Below are 17,376 nucleotides of genomic sequence, written 5' to 3'. Positions count from 1 at the left end.
GAATATGGCAAAGTATTCAAAAGAAGCATTAGATGAAGCATTGCTGCAAGCGCAAAGCAGCGATATTAGCATGAAAACAAAAGGGATAAAGTTTTTAAGACAAGCCTCTTGTTTGGAAACAGGTACGAAGAATACCTATCCGATAAGAGATTGGTTTTCTGAAACTAAAAATTACACAAAACTTTTTAAAATAGTAAAATCCGAAAAAGATCCGAAACTGTTATGGGAATATTTATTTTTGATTAAAACATATTGTGAACGTTATATTGATTTAGCTTATTTGGTAAAAGATTCTCAAAACTTTATCGCAAAAAAAGAAAACACAGAATTCAAAATAAAGGCTCGTGAGCTCGGAGGATTATTTTTAGGGCATCAAGATGCCTCTGTACGGCAAGCTGCAGCAAGCCTGCTTTGGTATTTAAAGAAAACTTCCGAAGTTTGGCCTGTAATCATAGAGCTTATGCAGAAAAAACGTGATTATATAACACTTTCTCATATCGGCATAATGATTCGCAATTGTTATTCACTTTTGAATGATGATAAAGTTATTACAGACTCTTTTGAGAATACTGTGACGAAGGAAAATCTTATTTCACTAAAAGATGCAGAAGCTTTAAAAGAAGCCGTATCATTTTCATTGGAAAAAACTCCTAAGGCTGCAAAAAAAGCCGGCTTTAATTCCGTATCTGAAACACTGGACGATATAATTACAACACTTACAAAAACGGTTGAAAGATGATAGAATAAATATAAGGAGGTGCGATAAACAGTTCGGCAGAAATTCAGCCTCACTGTTTATCTTCGAGTTTGCCTTTCAGGCAAACATCGCATTATTATATATGTGTGCTTTCCGGCACACATTTGAAAAAACTTTTTTCGCAAATTTATATTTGCTTCAAAAAGTTTTTATAGAGGGTAAAATATGAACGGAGAATTATATCTAAAAAAGGGCATGCTGCAACTAAATAAGAAATTGTATGACGAAGCCTTGGAAACTTTGAATAAAGTAATCGAACTCGATGATGATCTTGCCAGTGTTACATCTGCAAAATGTATTTTAGGTGAATATTATTTTATTCATCAAAACTATGAAAAATCAAAAGAATTTTTATCATGGATTTGTGATAAACAAGATGAGCTTGAAGAAGAGTTTGACGATTTACTTTCAGAAGAAATTGATACCGCGTCTGTGCTGATGGAGCTGATTGAAAAATATAAGCTGTAAAAAAAATTACCATAAATACACAGGGAGGGATATTGTATGAAAAACAATTCTTATATTCATAACTTAAAAATAGAAGATGTACCTTGGCATCGGCTTCCTACAACTTATGGAAGAGCAAAAATACTTTTTTCATGATTTTAAAAAGGAAATAAAGTAATGCCGAATTCAACGGAAAAGATTTTACAAGAACTTGAAGCGGAACGGTTACGCCGTCAAAATCTTACAAAAGAAGATTTGCAAAAAAAGTATGCCGACTTACAAAGAACCGGTTTTCCTCTTAGCGAATGTATCGGTTTTATAGCCGATTTAGGCGGCAGTAATCAGCTCGCTTATCATTACGAATTGATTTGCAAAGACTGGGAGCGAGATGATTCGTTGCATTTGGATAACAGTTTCGATAAACACGATTTAGCGGGAATTGATTTTCTTTTTGCGGCTATAAACAAAGCTTCAACCGAAAAAATACGGGTGTTCACCGCCTATCTCATTGCCGAAATTCTTGTAAGGTCGAAACATCGCGATTTTTATACGGCTGCATGCAATTGTCTTGTACCGATACTTGTTTCGTATTTAAATACGAAGGACTGTGTTCTGAGGCGAAAAGTGCTGATAGCTGTCGGGTGGGTTGGGACAGCGCAAGAGATTGGTATTTTTAATGACAGAATGCTTCACGACGAGGATAGTCTTTGCCGTGCATGGTCAGCTTCGGGGCTATGGCAATTATCATGTAATAGACTGCATAGTCAAACAATACTCCCTGATGTAAAAGATGTTTTTAGACAGGCAATCGCTGCGGAAAAAGACCTTTTTGCATGCGGCGTAATGATAGAGTCGGCACAGAGTTTATTCGGCAAAAAATGGATATCGTCTATCGCTGTTGAAAATGAAGATGCAGTAAAAATAGAAAAGGCTCGCAAATCGGCTGTCAGATTTCTAAGTAAGGATTAAATATAAGGAATATGATCATGAAACAAATTCCCGATTTTATGAAAGAATACGAAACCGCTTTACAAAAATACAGGCAGCGTTCTGTCGAAATTCTTGCGACAGCCCTAAACGACGGTGAAACAACGGATATAAAAAGTTCCAAGTTTTTGGGAACCCCTTATTTGCCTGTCGGTACGGACTATCCGAAAGACAAGGATGGCAAGCCGCTTGTTTTATGGGCGCAATTAAATTTTTTGGAAATTCCTCATTTGGACGATTATCCCGAAAATGGTATTGTGCAGTTTTTCGTTTCGGCAGATAAGTGGTGCGATTGCGAAGAAATAAAAGTACTTTTCCACGAGCATACGGACTCGCCGCCTCAAACTGATTTTCCGTTCTTAACCGAAGATTTGTACGAAGAGTGTCCGATATGGTGCGAGCACCGTTTGCAGTTTAAAGAAACGGAAGAGTACGGCGGTACCGAAGATTTTCGGTGTAGCTGTATGTTCAACGGAAAAAGCCCGTGGGAGCTTTATGATACGCTTGTGCCTGCACAAAAAGAAGTATTTGATGATTTATTTTACGGCACGGGGCACAAGATAGGAGGTTATTCATATTTTACACAAACCGATCCGCGCGATTACGGGCAAGAACATAAGAATGATGTTTCGCTTTTGCAAATCGATAGCGATGATAAGATTATGTTCGGCGATACCGGCACAGCTCATTTTTTTATCAACAAAGACGATTTAAAAAACAGAAACTTCAATAAGGTGTGGATGTATTGGGATTGCTGTTAAACCAATGGACTCGGAATCAATAGTTAAACTATATGGAAAGAAAAACGGATATGAATGAAATTTATGCAATTAACGACTTATCGGAACTGGAAGATTTTTTACATTCTCAAAACTCCATTGAAAACATACGTGAAAAACTTTTTGCGGAATTTTTAAAATATGCGGATTATAAAAGCGTATCGGAGTGGAACAAGGCGGTGCGTCTTTGCGAATGTCTTGCCGTAATCGGTTGGGGAAACCATGAATCTTTGGAAGCGTCAAGAGGTGTGTTTTTTAACGGTAACCCCCGTACTTTTTTTTGCAACAGATTTGGAGAGCTCCGTTTTGTCGAGGCAATATGGTCAAAAAGAAAAATGGGCTTTACGATGGAGCAGGGCAGAACTTCCTATTATCCTGCCCCCGACCGCAAAGACAAGAAGCAATCGATGTGTTGGGATTACCCTGTAACCGAAAATATAGAAGACATGAAAATTGAAAGTCAACGTAATTGGATTCCTAAAAATCCTGTTTGGATTGTGCATGCAATATCCAACTGTTATGAAAATTCCAAACCGGTTATAGAAAGCATTAAAGAAAAACTTCAGGATGAATTAAATAAAAAGATGCGTCCCGAAAAATACGGCACAGCCGTAAATTGTATTTTATTGAAATGTGCTTTCAGCTATTATGATAACGCTCATTGTAAAACAAACTATGTCATCGATGAATCGGGACGCAAATTATCAAGTCAAGAAGCCGCAAAAGAATTACAGAAATTATACACAAAAGAAGAAATTTCCGAAAACGGATATTACTTACGTCCCCGATTTCAATACGGGGCATTTAGAGCAGATACAGGCAAGATAAATGTAGTTATACATTTTGAAAAAGAATTCAGCCTATTAACACATCGTCAGCAAAAAGAAAAACTGGCAGAGTATTTTTTAATTGCACTTAAAACTATTGCAGAAAAACAAAGAAAGAAAACACCGAATTATGATTTCAATTTAATGATTTCCGATTTCATTGAAATAATGAAAAAATGGATGAATTAGGGAGGTATAAACATGCTATTCATTTATGTCGGTAAATCTAATTTTCCCCTTGTTTTTCAATAAGATATTGTACTTCTCTTCCCAAGGTCAATAATCGGCTCATGTCTGATATATCGCTTATCCCGAAAGAATTGAAGGATGTAGCGCCTGTAATTGTTTTGTATTCTTTCGGTCTTGATATAAATGATATTTTCCGGTTATCAATTCCTATATCAACCTTTAGCAATTTATCATGATTCGATTTGATTTTACAAAATGAGATTTTACCGGCTATAATTTCTTTTTCATTTTCTAAAATTCTTATATTAAGCTTATCGATATAAACAATAAATTTTTTTGCTACACTTTTACGAATTTTTTTTATAATAAGATATGATATAACAAATGCAGGTAAAAACACTAAAAATTTAAATAGCGGATGAATTTTGTAAGTAATCATTCCAGAATAAAATAACAGCAGGTAGGTTAGTAATATAGGAAACATAAAGCTTATCGGAAAGCATAATCCCATAATCATGTCGCTTTTTGGTGTTCCTGCCACAAATTCAAATTTTTTCATCATGTATGTGTCCACTATATTATGTTAATTTCTTTTATCAAATGATAAGTTTCTATAAAGCGAAGTTGCCAAATCTTCTTGTCGGCGGTAATTTCTTCGTATATATTTTCCAACGTATGCGCAGGCGCTAATAATCCTAAAAAATAATCTTCAAAAACGACTTCACCTATCTTTTCAAGTTTATCTAATAGAAGTCCTAAATCTTTGTGATTAAACCAGCAATCCGTATCCAGAGCATATTTCGTGTTTTGTTTCTTACAGGCAATTTCGCTATTCAAAAAATCATCCATACTCGGCCTATCTTTTTGCAACAAACGCGTGCAGGCTAAATGATATTCTATTTTTCTTGGAGTTTGATCAACATCTGAAACAAAAACGACGCCGTACTCATTCTCAAATTTAACTGCAAGCACTTCTCCCACTTTAAAATACGGGCATCGTTTAATTTTTGCCTTCGGTACCTTAATCGGTTTCTGATTTTCGCTTTGTAACTGTACTGCCAGTTTATCGAGTTCCTTTTGCCTTTGCTTTAAAGCTTTCCCGTCAATTTCACGCCAGAAATCATCGGGTCCTTTTGCAATTATTTTTAATGCCTTATTCTTTATCTTCTCAGGCAAATGTCCCACCTTCCACAGCGAGTACGCAAATGCAGTCCAGTAAATTTCCGTGTAAAATGAATCTATACAAAAATTATTTTCGTCATTTAAAATATCTTCAATTATTGTGTCGATATTTTCACCGTCTTTATATCGTTCTACTATAGTATTGTAAATATCATACCCATCGTCACTGTCTATAATTTTTACACCGTCTATTGCCATTTCTCATCTCTCCGTTCATAATTCTAATACATTCCTTAACAAGTGCTGCTTATTTAGTTTTGCTTACTTATAGAAAGGTTAATGTAATCCTTTTAACTTCTTTGTAATATTGATTCATTTCAAATAAAATCTTAATATTTTTATATTGCACACCTTCCATATTCTCTTGCTCTGTTTTTGGAGGAGAAATTCCTAGTACTTCATAAGGTTCTTTCCATTCTCTGCGTTTATCAAAAACAAGATCAATCCATACCGGTTCAATATATATTTCTTTTGCATCATCTATAATTGCTTTGACAATCGTTGCCTCAAGTAAAGAACATGGTGCATCCGATAAGTTTTTAGCTTGTAAAGTTATATTTGTAAACTCATATTGATTATCACTTTTAAAAATATAAGCGTTACTTATTTCCCCCGGTTGCAAAATGATGTTTTTTAATTCTTCAATCGTTCCTTGCTTTACAATAAGGTTTTTAAAGAAACAATCTTCAAATGTATCACTGCCTAAAATAAAAGACTTCCCAATATCTGCATGAAATGTAAATCCATTCGGATTATCCGAATGCGTTTTTAACTTTGGAGTTAATTCTTTACAAATGTCTTCGTATGCCGCAATACTAAGTCCATCGTTTTTTACTTCAGATATATCAAGATATATCATGCTATCATTATCGGCAACACCTTTCAGTCTGATGCCGTCAATATCCATTCGTATGTTTAGTAATCTCTCATCAATAAGCATCGGATGTTTTTCAGAAACGAATGCAATAAATTCCATCGCTCTATCATAAGGAACTTTCAATTCTTCAAGTGAACGTACTTTCGTATAGTATATAAAATTTATAGGGATTTCCCAAAAAATCTCATCATTACCAAGTTCATAATTTTTTTTGTATTCCTCAATGATATACTCGCCGAAAATCTCATCAAAATTCGTTTTTATAGAAGGTGATGTCATGGAAAGAGGATCACGGGAAACAGTATAAAAAATGATGAGATCGGGATATTCATTTAATGTCACAAGCCAGCGGCGATAATATTTATCTTTCTTAATGGTATATGCATCCTTACCAAATCTATTATCCAAATATTTGATTATCATTTCACTATCTTCTTTAATATGCGAACAGGCATTTAAAAAGATTGCACTGCATACAATACATAATAAAATGACTATTGGTTTAAAAATATGCATATACATTCTCCTTTCATGTTCGCATCAAAGTTGTTTTCTTTCTCTTGTTTTTCAATAAGATAATACGGCTTATTCCATCTTTTCCTATTGCTTATTTATAAGAGAACAAAAAATATTTGTGTGAGATTTCTCCGCTCATTTTGCCGCCTCAAAGAACTATTTTTATAAGTTTATATTCTCAATCATCTATTATAATTTGTTTTTCCTAAAGGAATAGGTGTCGGATTTGAAAGCACCCAGAGAACCGAAAGTTTGCGCAAACGCTCTGTTATAGCATCTTCATCACTACCGTTTGCACGTATGCTTGAAATAAGCTCTTTGGTCTCTTTCAGTTCTTCCTCAGAAAGCGACGTGCCTGAAGCAAAATGATTTGGCAGGGTATTAAGCATATTTCTATAATCTTTATCCCAGTTTACTCCGCCATTTCTATATAGCTCATCCTGCACCCTGCCTGTTATACGGATGACTTCTCCCTGTACTGTTTTTGCAGCTCCGCTTGAAGGAATCAGCATCTCCCAAAGTTCATCGTATTGTTCCCTCCAAGACCCCGTCTTTACAATAATAGGAGAAACGCCGTCATGTATTTTACGTTTTGGAGCAGGCTTTACATTAAATAGTGTATAGAGTTTCTCAAGTCCCGCTTCTGTTTCAGCCAGATAATCTTTATTAAAGTTTTCTCTGTGAAATTCAAAATCCTTACCGATTATTTCGACTCTTTCCGCCATTTCAGGTACTACCTCAGCGCCCGCCTTTATTAACATTTCTGCAATTTCTGCCGCCTGGACAATATTAATATTCCTACAAGTAGCAAGGGCTTCGGCTAAAGGAGTTCGTCCCATATCATCTTTTGCATTAATGTCTGCACCTTTTTCAATCAAAAAACTTACTATCTTAGGTCGGAAAAACCCTGCTGCCGTATGCAGAGGTGTACTTCCATATGTATCAGGTTTTTGTATATCTCCTCCTAATTCATACAGCAGTTTTACAGTATCTCTGCCCAGAGTGGCATGTTTATATAATGGCGTACGCCCATAATAATCGAGTGTATTTACATCTAAGCCCTGTTCAACGAGCCAGATCACAAGTTCATCAGGAACACCGCCATAATGAAGCGCCGTATTTAAGCTGTATCTGCCGTCATGAGCGGTAAGCTCACATTTATCATAGACGGCTTTAAGTGCTTCAACATCTCCTGCTGTAATCAGTTCATCAAAATTTTTAGGTAAGGTAATTCTTTTCTTTGCCATTAGTCTTCTCCTTAGTTATAATCCAAAATTATTAAGTTTCCATTATACTATGTGGGTATCAAAAGTATTTGACACTTGTATATTTTATATTTCTAAACCCACTTAAGGCCATTAACATCTTTTAAAACCATAGATTTTCCGTCATAATCATTTTTTAATTCAACTTCTTTTTCCTTAACCGATATGTTGTTGTACCAGTGTTCCAAACTTGCATACTTTCCCGTATGGATATTGATAAGCATGCTTGTTATGGGATCCCAAGTGCCTTTTTTTACCGTTTCCGCCAGTAAATAATACGCATCTAAAAATATAAGATTTCTTCCATATATCCAAAATGGAAGTTTAATATCTAACAGCGGTAATTTTGCAGAAAAAATATCATCTCCATGCGGCGGCACTGTTTCATAGTGAAATTCTATTTCACTCCCATAATATGCAAACGTTGCCCCTTCACAACCGATACTTTGAGGAACACCCTCCTCAGCTATGATAAATTCCATCACTTCTCCTTATATTTTCTTACCCTTCCATATCGGCTGACACAATCCCCTTCTTTAAGCTTCCGCATACTGTTATACAATGCCCAAAGAAAAGGTCGTCATCATCAAAATAGGCAGAAAATGAACCGCCTGATGTCATCCAAATTGAACTGAGGCTAATTCTTTTTGCAAAACTTTCTTCTGTAATTTCAGAAGTTTCATCATCAGATTCTGCCCATTCGCAGGCGAGTTTAGTAAGCTTTTTTGCAGCAAAACTACGCAGGTCTGCATCCCATTTTGCCTGCTCTGACACCATTGTTTTCAGAGCTTTTTTAGCCTTTGTTATTTCACCCGTATTATCCTTATCTACATCTAATGTAATATTTATTTTTCTATCCTGCCAAATAATACTTCCTTGAAAACTTTTAATTTGTTTATCATAAATCAGTTCACCTAATATATCATCTTGTAAAATTATAGGTTTTCTATACTCTGCAAGTATTTCTTCCAATTCCTTACAAGCCGCATTTTTTTCAAGAACTTCCACAACTAAAAAATGTTTTTTTGTCGGTAGTACACCGTTTGGAACTTCCTCAGGAAGCTTTGCACGCACCTTTAATTTGTAAATGGTTTCGTCTTCAAATTGATATGGCAAATTTTCTTTATCTGTGACAGGAAATACTATACGCCCTTCTTCTTTATGCAGTTCACCTGTTTCACAGTCCACATAAGCTAAGAAATAAGCAGCCCAGTCCCAAAAACCGTTTCTCAAACTTCCGCCGCCGCCTTCGTGTCTTAGAACAATAGTCTCTCGTTCCTTTTTCTCAAAAGAGTCTTCCCATTCTTTTTGTGTCATTTTATTTCTTAGCCGCATGTATTCAATTAATTCCATTAAGTCCTCCAATCAATCTGTCTTAATATTTTTATACTTCTTCTTCGCTTAATTCTCTAAAATTTGAAATATGATATCCAAAATAACATTTTCCGGATTGACCTATAAAAATTCCATGTTCCGGCATATTAGCTATTTCGCCTAAGTAAATCATAGGCATATCATCAGAAAACGGATATTCAAAAGATATTTCATCTTTAAGAGTAACCAAAGTTTTTTCTTTCATTGTGTAAGTGCTCAATTTATTACTCCATTTGAAATGCAATTTTGTATTTTGAGTTCTTTAAATTTGGAAAGCCATATTCCTCTAATCGATTTAATGTTTTTTGAATAGATTCGGTTATATTGTTTTTACTAATAGGTAAATTGCTTACGATATATATAATACCACTCAGTTTTGCCGGATAAATAATACCGCACTTAGATTCATTATTTATAATACGGAGCAGGTAAACATCATATTTTGTTTTGACATAGAAGTCAAACTCTTGATTATCATAAATCTTCTCCGGAATCAGGTGGACTGGAGCTACGATACAGTCTTTCATTTGAAAACTATCATTTCCAAAATGTGCTTTACAATTATGTTTTCGCTTTATTCTTTCTATCCATTCAGTAATCATTATCATCTCGGTTTTAAAATTATATAAATACAAACTGACGAACATGGTCATTTTGTGGAATATCTTTAAACTTTTCTGCAAACCTATCATTCCATATTTTGTAATCATAAGCAGGCATATTAACAGATAGGAATTCTAATTTTTCAAGTTCTAAAACAGGCGAATAATCTCCATTCAATAGCCTAAATCCCGTTGTATGAAGATTTTTAATATTCTTCAAACTTTTTAAAAAATCAAAAGAATCTACTTTAATTATATTTCCCATAGAACTATGAATTCCCAGTTGTTTAAGATTTTTTAATTTGCCCAACGGCGAATAATCCGTTATGCCGGTGAAGTTAGATAATATAAGCACTTCTAAATTTTGTATTTCGCCTATGGAATACAAACTTTTTACTCTTGATGAAGCATATATTGAAAGAGTCTTTAAGTTTTTTAATTTTGTAATACACTGTATGTCCGAGAAATTGCCCTGAAATATAACGAGTTCTTCAAGTGACGTTTGATTACATATCGCTTCCAATAACTTCTGATTTACAATACCTGTTACTAAAAGCTTTTTAATGTTTGTTTTTGTATTGTTAAAATAATCTATCCAGCTTTTTAAAATGTTATCTCTGTCTTTTTTTAAAGGATATTTTTCTTCAGATAATCCGTAGCAATATAACTTTAAAATTTCTTCTCCTGTATAATCTTTTAACTCTGTAATAGAGTTTCCTGCCCATTTTGCATTCCAATTATAGTAATTCATAATTATTCTCCCATATTCACATAACAGTCAGTTCACTACTATAAATGCGACTAATCCATCATTCATCAAATTCGTTTTTTAGTTCAAATTGTTTTAAACTCGATAAAGGACTGTTTTATTTCAGACAGTTCTTTTAACTTTCTTTCCAAAATCACTGCATTCATTCCGTTTTTGATTGCAATTTCATAATACTTATCAAATTCGGGATGATTATTTTGTTTCACAACCGCTAAAAGTTCTGCAAAATATCCCCAAACGTTATTATAGCTTTTTGTTGAAGTATAATCTTCTCTTTTCGGCATCCACTTGAGTTTTACAAAGAATTTGTAAAGTATCTTACTCCACGTTTCTACATCATCATCATAGCAAAAAAACTTGGTCTCAAACAGACTGCCGAAACGCCTGTCCCAAAATTTTACATTGTCAGGCAAATACCAGGTGTTGCGGGTATCGCGGCATATCAATTCTGTTATTATTCTTTCAAGTATTTCGGATGGAAAACCTCCGGTACAACCATAACTTCCGGCAACTGAAGTTTGTGCCGCTTCCTCTTTAAGTTCTTCATAGGCTGTGCGGCTATCAAGCAACAACAAAGCAATTTGGGCACGGTGACCAAAGGCTTTTCCTGCACTCAATATTCTATATTTCTCAATCTCGTTCATAGTTCCTCCGCTCGCCTAACTTTTCCTATAATCCGAATTTTTCCCAGTCCTTAACCGATTCAATAACAGGTATCCAACTGTCGATTTCAAATTTTTCCTGTTCATAGGGTTCAGTATATCCATCCACTATTAATATTCCGCTGCATTGGATATGAGCCTTGCTATTCCTTATTTCAAGAATTTTTAATTTGTATGAAACCATCGGTTCGTGTTCATAAATGTAAAATGAATCTTCTCTGTCATCGCTTTCTTCTATTGTCATTACAGAAAAGGATTCTCCAATTAATTCTGCTGCTGAGTTTTTGTTTGTACCTATCCAATTTATGCAAATAGAAGGTGCTATTGTTTCGCCCCTAAAATTACCTTTAGCAAATCCGACATCCACTGACCATGATGCAGATCCATCTTCTTTTAAATACATCAGACAGCTCTGTCTTCCACTCCAGTCATCTTCAAACGTATGATTTTCTCCGATCTTTAGCATTTGTTATCTCCCTTTCACTGATAGTATATGTCATTCAATGCTGATTTATTTGAAAATTCCTTGTAACCATTTCACAATATCATCCGTCGTTTCTGTTTCATTTATTATACTGATAATTAAGATAATAGTCCTCCCACGTTCCTTTTATGTTTTTATTATGCGGATTATTGGGAATAATTATCTTTGATGACGGCAAAAAATAGCGGTTTTTATATTCGTATTTTCCCATTACATAGCCGTTTTGTATACCCGGCAGAGTTTTTAATTTCTGCTGTAAAGCCGAATAAAATTTTTTGATGTTTTTATCAGGCCGCTTATCAATTTGTCTTAAATATATTTGTTCTCGTGTACGCTCCGTTTCATATCCGCCGTTGCCTTCGATTGTAAAAGGAGCTATTTCAGGTGTATAAAAGGCGCCAAACGGAATAGAACTTTTTTCATCATCAAACGGATAACATGAAAAATAAAAAGAATGATAACTTTGTTCAAAGAAATATTCGGTAAATACATTAGGACTGTCTTCCCGATAAGTATACACGTTCCGATTTCCGGACTTATTGTCAATTACTTCCACATAAGCGGATACGCCGTATTTTTTCATTATGTCATTGCTATACCAAAAGAAATCATCTACCGGTATGGCTATCCAAAAATTCATTACTACGCTCATATATCCTTCGCAACCTCCAATTACTCCGACTATTTACAATGCATCTTTTAAAAGCTCACCATAATCGCCCTACGGCGTCGGTTCGTTTTTGCACGTATAAGTTCATAGATACATTTTCAGCTCCTCCTCTCATCTCTCTGAACGATCAGTAAGTCTCCAATCTTGTATGCATATTATCCGAATCCATATACTTCATATCGTTCCTCTTCCGTATTTCTTTGTTGTATCTCTTTTGTGAAAATAATGCACTGGCAGAACGTTCCGGCTTATCAATTGATAAGTCATTCCTTAAATATCGATAATCAACATTTCCATAACTATATTCCACGCACAATTCTCATTTCATTACATATTTGACACTATTGTATCCTTTTTAAGGTGTCTTTTCTACTGTCAGATTTTCATCGCCCCTCTTAAAAACGATAAGGAAAAATGATACAATAGAATATGAAAGGAAGAGGATTAGTTGATGAAGAAGCTCGGCTGAAAGGATTAAGTATACTTAGGATTCGGGCTTGAACCATCAAAGGAACAATGAGATAAAAACCATGATAAAACTTACAGAAATAAGAACTGCTTTTGAAAAAGAAAAACCCAATGACCTCTTTTTGCAGTATTTCGAATGGGTAAAAACATTAATCCCGTTTTGGAGACAGGCTGTTACGATGATTGCCGAGCTAAACGGCACGGCGGAGGAAAAAAGAGACAAGCATTTGCACGTCATCGACAATTCTTTGGAACTGATGTACTCTTGGCGGTTTAAAAAGATAAAGTATATAAATCTAAGAAGAAAAGAGATCGACAGTGCCATAAGTTTTATACGAAACGGAGCCATAACAACTAAGGTTTCTAACTATGCTTTTGCTCCCGTTTGTAGAAATTTAGCAGGCATTTTGCGCGGCTTTTTATATATTTCCACCTTCGGTTATTCCGACGAGCAGCTGCTTACCGTTCTTGCACAAGACATCTACGAAATAGCGCTGTGTCATACCCTGTTCCCTTTTGATACAAGCGATTTTGTGTATTATCTTCCGCGAGAGAAATCCATCCATACCGAAGACCCTGCCGATTTGGACAACTGGCATTTGATGATGAGCGAGGCGGGCGATGCTTTGAAGATTACGGAGCTCATTGAAGAAGTAAATAAGCAGGCTTGTACAATTTGGGAAAATTACAAAACACCGTTTGAATGGAAATACGATGAATCGATTTGGTCTTTGGAATTCGAGAACCTGTCGAAAAAACTGCATTACGCCGCTGAGAGAGCTTTTCATAAAATATAAAACGATTATTGCTTAATTGAAGCAAATAAGGAGATAAAAATATGAATAACCTAAAATTAAGTTTATTGAAAAAATGGGAATTGGATAGTGAGCTTTCGTTTGTGCATAGCTCTGTTTTGTTGCCGGATGGAACTGCTATAATTCTGACTACGGGCGAGAAGAGCGATTGGGGTAAATTTTACCTCCTTGTGCTTTCTGTCGATGGCATAAAAAAGATTCCGATTGAATATGCGGAAACATCAGGCAGAGATTATCCTGTGCTTTTTCGATATGGTGCAAGTTTCGGACTCATCATTTCGGCAAAAGAAGTGCGGTATTACTCCAGCATTCATTCCTCTCCGGAAATAATTCCGATAAAAAATAAATCATTATTAAGGTATAATATTGTACCGGAAAAAGCCGAACAGAGATATTTTCAAAATATATCTGACAGCCAAACGATTCCCGTTTGCTTTGAAAATGAAGTTTATTGCGGGGACGCAAGATATTTTGCTCTTTTGGAATTTGATGAGGTAGCAAAAACTGCCGAATGGAAATGTTTTTCCACAATAGATAAAAAAGCATTTATACATCAAGATAACAGATGCGGCGAGGCACCTAAAATAGACAGCATTAAAATATCGGGTAAAGAAATCTATGCCTTTATTCCGGGTGACAGCCAAACATCGGTTAATAAGTGGGGAATGAATTATTATGCCCTTGCAAGTATTTCCGAAGATGGGAAAGTAATCAAAAAACTTATCGAATCAGATGACTTAAAAAAAGACGGTAAAAAAGGCGGCATCAACGGATGCTTTACGGATTCTCAATATGTGATAATGACTCCTCTTTTTAAAACCGATGATTGGAAAGGCAAGCAAAAAGTTTTTTCACTCAACACATGTGAATATTCCGATATTACCTTTCCAAGAGGAATGTCCAAACACAGGCTCGAAAACATCTCAGGCGAAATATGCCTTACCTCGTTTTACGATAGAGGACTAAAAGAAATAGCATTATGCAATGTGAATTCATAAATCAACAACCCCGACGTAAGCGTCGGGGTATTAAACCCTCCGCACGAATAAAAAAAAGGAATGGAATATGAATGGAAAAAATATCGGCCGAACTGTATCGTGGGTATACTACAAAGACGAAAAACTCATAGGCGGGTCGGCATTTGATATACAACTCTTTCGGCAGATATTGGAAAACAACGCAAAGTTTTCGAATCAGGCTCAAGAAATGATGGAGACACAAATTAAAGCACAAAATATTTATGATTGTATTTCACTCAAAAGCTCAAAATACACCAATCGCTTTTACGAAAATGGCGGCCATAGAGCATTTATACCCGAAAGTATCTGTATGGTTGATTATTGTGAAGATGAAATCTTTGCCGTTGTGAGAATCGGAGAGCGTTGTGAAATTGTTTCTTATGATTATGACATCACAGGCAAGAATGGACAAGAGTGGTTCAATTTTATAGGAAAGAACACCCCTGTTTTTGATAAAAAAATCATTGAGAATATAAAAACGGCTTTAACACAATACGGACAACTGCAAATAAAAATACTTGAAGAAGAAGACAGACGTATTTTTGAGGAAAAAGAAAAACTTGCTTGCCGGAACAAAAGCTTACCTGCCGATACGGAACAAACTTTTTTATCGCTTTGCAAATTACTCGGCATATCTCTGCAAAAAGCCAAGAAAATATACCATACAGCATTGGAGCAAGAAGATATTTGTGTCTCTTTGATAAACGATTTTATAGATTTGAACTATTTGGTAATGTTCGATTGGAAGGCGGATGTGGGAGATATTGTATACGGTTACAATCTATTAGCAAAAAAGATAAAAGCGAATATGCTTCACTTGGATAAAGATACGGAATTTGAACCGCCGGAAGTTTTCCGTAGACTTGCTTCGATGAGTGACAAGGTATTATATCTTATCGATACAAATAGCGATTGCTATATTTTAGGTTTGTCAGATAAAGAAAATAGAGAAAAAATTATAAGTGCTTATAAACAACTGTTCATCCTGCTTCAATCTGAAAATACGATTGAAATTGTGAACATGCTGTAATCAACAACCCCGACGCAGAGCGTTGCCGAGGACGGCGGGTATTAAACCCTCCGCACGAATAAAGGAAAGAATGAACCAAGTAATTGCATTTTCTATGTTTATATTCATTACTTTTGCACTATCTGCTGATGGAAAGGACAGCTTTATGACTATTTCAAAACAATGCATCATAAACCCTGACGGTATTGTGTCAATGCAGTTTTCCGATAATACGGATACAGCCTTACGAACAATTAAGCATGATGATATAAAGGCAATAACGGATATTTTAAATACTGCAAAATATGATGATGAGCGTAATGATGGAAAGATGTTTAAAATGACTACACCGCATTTAAGAATAGTAATACGATATAGTGATAACAGTAAAGTAAAGATCCAATTATGGGATGCGCTTATGTATGTTAATAAAACATGGCATAAAATTGACATAAGAGCTATTAAAGAAATATTATATGGTAAGGAGTTATAAAATGAGTATTATAAAAAACTTGGAATCAAATAAACAGAATAAACAGCCGGCTATGCCGCAACAGAAACTTCATATCAATTTAACTAAAAACGGTTTGTATATTAATGATGAGTTTATTGAAAACCTATCAATAGATATTCTTGCGGAGAAATTCGGTGAATATAGAAAAGTATTGCGTAAGCCGCCTGATGGAACAGTAAGTAAAGATGATTTAGAGGAAATATATATCTGGGATAATATGGGAGTAAAAAGTTTTGTTTCCAAAGGATGTATCAGTGAACTAGACATAAGAATATGTGAAGATAAGGAATGGGAGAAAAAAGTAAAATTTTCGTTTTTCGATGTAAATCCCAAGCAGGTGTTTCCCGGCATTTTTACGATAAACGGTAAAACTATTTTGGAAGCTATACCTCAAAAAACATTGAGAGATGCTTATATATTTTTAGAAATGAAAGTGGGAAACTGGAAAATAAATTGCTCATTGTCGAGCAAATTAAACTCGGTTCTGGGCGCAATATCTTTTCAGGAGCGTTTAAGAAAATCAAAAACCGATGAGATAGTCGATTTGGTATGTGCCGAACCTGAACCTATACGGGATATAAGTTTTTGGTATAAACCGCCGAGGGTGTCGAGCGGTAAATGGGCGCTGCCAAAGGTAAAAGGTGAAGTACTGACATTTACAAACTTCAATTTTAAACTTGCTGTTATCCAAGAGCTGATGTACAAACAAGAACTGCTTAAACCGAAATTTGATGTATATGATTTTTGCAATGATTATGCAAAAAAAGAAATAGATCCCGATGATTACTACGATAAAATGATACCTGAAGTAAAAAGCTGGTTTCAGCAATTGGAAATTCCTGCTGAATTGGCTTCAAAGGTAACACAGCTGTTTCTTGATGGCGGAAATGAAATTAATATGCAGCTTATTCCGCAATGGGACGGTGAGGATAATTTATTTGATATTAAGTCTATTTCCGATGAAGAGTTGGCACAGTTTCCAAACTTAAAACTTATTGACGGTACCGCTATTTATATTTCCGAAAAAGCAAAGAAAAAACTTATCAAGAAAGGAATTAATATTGCAGAATAAATTTAAGTCATAAAGGATATAGTATGCTTCATTTTGATATTGGATGGAGAAGAACTTATCGCAGTGTTAAAGCTATAATATAAAATAGAAGA

Annotated in this window: 22 protein-coding genes; 10 read left to right on the top strand and 12 right to left on the bottom strand. The window is 35.0% G+C overall.

Going from position 1 to position 17,376, the window contains the following annotated elements; all coding sequences use genetic code 11:
- Positions 1-4 precede the first annotated feature (4 nt).
- The 5 genes from ABH09_RS06375 (at position 5) to ABH09_RS06355 (ending at position 3,986) form a co-directional block, all read left to right on the top strand.
- On the top strand, positions 5-739 hold the full coding sequence (locus ABH09_RS06375; RefSeq protein WP_253715697.1) for a hypothetical protein: 735 nt from the start codon (positions 5-7) through the stop codon (positions 737-739).
- A gap of 183 nt (positions 740-922) precedes the next feature.
- Positions 923-1,225 (top strand): tetratricopeptide repeat protein, encoded by a 303-nt coding sequence (locus ABH09_RS06370; protein ID WP_253715695.1) that lies wholly within the window; start codon positions 923-925, stop codon positions 1,223-1,225.
- Positions 1,226-1,381: 156 nt separating this feature from the next.
- Positions 1,382-2,173, top strand: a complete 792-nt coding sequence (locus ABH09_RS06365; protein WP_162663512.1) for a HEAT repeat domain-containing protein — start codon at positions 1,382-1,384, stop codon at positions 2,171-2,173.
- 11 nt (positions 2,174-2,184) lie between these two features.
- On the top strand, positions 2,185-2,952 hold the full coding sequence (locus tag ABH09_RS06360; RefSeq protein ID WP_253715694.1) for a YwqG family protein: 768 nt from the start codon (positions 2,185-2,187) through the stop codon (positions 2,950-2,952).
- Positions 2,953-3,002: 50 nt separating this feature from the next.
- Positions 3,003-3,986 carry a hypothetical protein gene (locus ABH09_RS06355; protein WP_371922150.1) on the top strand — a complete coding sequence of 328 codons (984 nt, stop codon included), beginning with the start codon at positions 3,003-3,005 and terminating at the stop codon, positions 3,984-3,986.
- A gap of 37 nt (positions 3,987-4,023) precedes the next feature.
- On the opposite strand, the gene ABH09_RS06350 is transcribed toward ABH09_RS06355, so the two are convergent.
- The 12 genes from ABH09_RS06350 to ABH09_RS06295 form a co-directional block, all read right to left on the bottom strand.
- Complete coding sequence (locus tag ABH09_RS06350; protein ID WP_253715691.1) at positions 4,024-4,548, bottom strand: hypothetical protein; 525 nt, start codon at positions 4,546-4,548, stop codon at positions 4,024-4,026.
- Between the two features lie 11 nt (positions 4,549-4,559).
- Positions 4,560-5,366: a hypothetical protein gene (locus tag ABH09_RS06345; protein WP_253715689.1), complete on the bottom strand. Its 807-nt coding sequence runs from the start codon at positions 5,364-5,366 to the stop codon at positions 4,560-4,562.
- A gap of 67 nt (positions 5,367-5,433) precedes the next feature.
- Positions 5,434-6,561, bottom strand: a complete 1,128-nt coding sequence (locus ABH09_RS06340; RefSeq protein WP_253715687.1) for a hypothetical protein — start codon at positions 6,559-6,561, stop codon at positions 5,434-5,436.
- Between the two features lie 182 nt (positions 6,562-6,743).
- Complete coding sequence (locus tag ABH09_RS06335; RefSeq protein WP_253715686.1) at positions 6,744-7,808, bottom strand: ankyrin repeat domain-containing protein; 1,065 nt, start codon at positions 7,806-7,808, stop codon at positions 6,744-6,746.
- Between the two features lie 92 nt (positions 7,809-7,900).
- Entirely contained in the window at positions 7,901-8,308 is a 408-nt protein-coding gene (locus tag ABH09_RS06330) for a hypothetical protein (RefSeq protein ID WP_253715685.1), read from the bottom strand.
- Positions 8,309-8,327: 19 nt separating this feature from the next.
- Positions 8,328-9,179, bottom strand: coding sequence for a DUF2262 domain-containing protein (locus ABH09_RS06325; RefSeq protein WP_253715683.1), 852 nt, complete (start codon positions 9,177-9,179; stop codon positions 8,328-8,330).
- 31 nt (positions 9,180-9,210) lie between these two features.
- Positions 9,211-9,405 (bottom strand): hypothetical protein, encoded by a 195-nt coding sequence (locus ABH09_RS06320; protein WP_253715682.1) that lies wholly within the window; start codon positions 9,403-9,405, stop codon positions 9,211-9,213.
- 19 nt (positions 9,406-9,424) lie between these two features.
- Entirely contained in the window at positions 9,425-9,808 is a 384-nt protein-coding gene (locus tag ABH09_RS06315; RefSeq protein ID WP_371922133.1) for a hypothetical protein, read from the bottom strand.
- Between the two features lie 13 nt (positions 9,809-9,821).
- Complete coding sequence (locus tag ABH09_RS06310; RefSeq protein WP_253715679.1) at positions 9,822-10,553, bottom strand: leucine-rich repeat domain-containing protein; 732 nt, start codon at positions 10,551-10,553, stop codon at positions 9,822-9,824.
- An 83-nt stretch (positions 10,554-10,636) separates the two neighbouring features.
- A complete protein-coding gene (locus ABH09_RS06305) occupies positions 10,637-11,215 on the bottom strand; it encodes a hypothetical protein (RefSeq protein WP_253715677.1) in 579 nt (192 codons plus the stop codon).
- Between the two features lie 25 nt (positions 11,216-11,240).
- Positions 11,241-11,699 carry a hypothetical protein gene (locus tag ABH09_RS06300; RefSeq protein ID WP_253715676.1) on the bottom strand — a complete coding sequence of 153 codons (459 nt, stop codon included), beginning with the start codon at positions 11,697-11,699 and terminating at the stop codon, positions 11,241-11,243.
- A 97-nt stretch (positions 11,700-11,796) separates the two neighbouring features.
- On the bottom strand, positions 11,797-12,369 hold the full coding sequence (locus ABH09_RS06295; RefSeq protein ID WP_230978122.1) for a hypothetical protein: 573 nt from the start codon (positions 12,367-12,369) through the stop codon (positions 11,797-11,799).
- Positions 12,370-12,917: 548 nt separating this feature from the next.
- Between ABH09_RS06295 and ABH09_RS06290 the strand changes: the two genes are divergently transcribed.
- From ABH09_RS06290 to ABH09_RS06270, 5 genes are all read left to right on the top strand, one after another.
- Complete coding sequence (locus tag ABH09_RS06290; protein ID WP_253715674.1) at positions 12,918-13,652, top strand: hypothetical protein; 735 nt, start codon at positions 12,918-12,920, stop codon at positions 13,650-13,652.
- Positions 13,653-13,693: 41 nt separating this feature from the next.
- Positions 13,694-14,668, top strand: a complete 975-nt coding sequence (locus ABH09_RS06285) for a hypothetical protein (RefSeq protein ID WP_253715672.1) — start codon at positions 13,694-13,696, stop codon at positions 14,666-14,668.
- Between the two features lie 67 nt (positions 14,669-14,735).
- Positions 14,736-15,719 (top strand): DUF6630 family protein, encoded by a 984-nt coding sequence (locus tag ABH09_RS06280; RefSeq protein ID WP_371922132.1) that lies wholly within the window; start codon positions 14,736-14,738, stop codon positions 15,717-15,719.
- A gap of 70 nt (positions 15,720-15,789) precedes the next feature.
- Positions 15,790-16,191: a hypothetical protein gene (locus tag ABH09_RS06275; protein ID WP_253715669.1), complete on the top strand. Its 402-nt coding sequence runs from the start codon at positions 15,790-15,792 to the stop codon at positions 16,189-16,191.
- Position 16,192: 1 nt separating this feature from the next.
- Positions 16,193-17,284: a DUF6892 domain-containing protein gene (locus ABH09_RS06270; RefSeq protein ID WP_253715668.1), complete on the top strand. Its 1,092-nt coding sequence runs from the start codon at positions 16,193-16,195 to the stop codon at positions 17,282-17,284.
- Positions 17,285-17,376 lie beyond the last annotated feature (92 nt).

The sequence above is a fragment of the Treponema sp. OMZ 803 genome, assembly GCF_024181165.1.
Taxonomy (GTDB): domain Bacteria; phylum Spirochaetota; class Spirochaetia; order Treponematales; family Treponemataceae; genus Treponema.
Note: the sequence above shows the minus strand (reverse complement) of the source record. Positions and strands in the feature narration are given on the sequence as shown.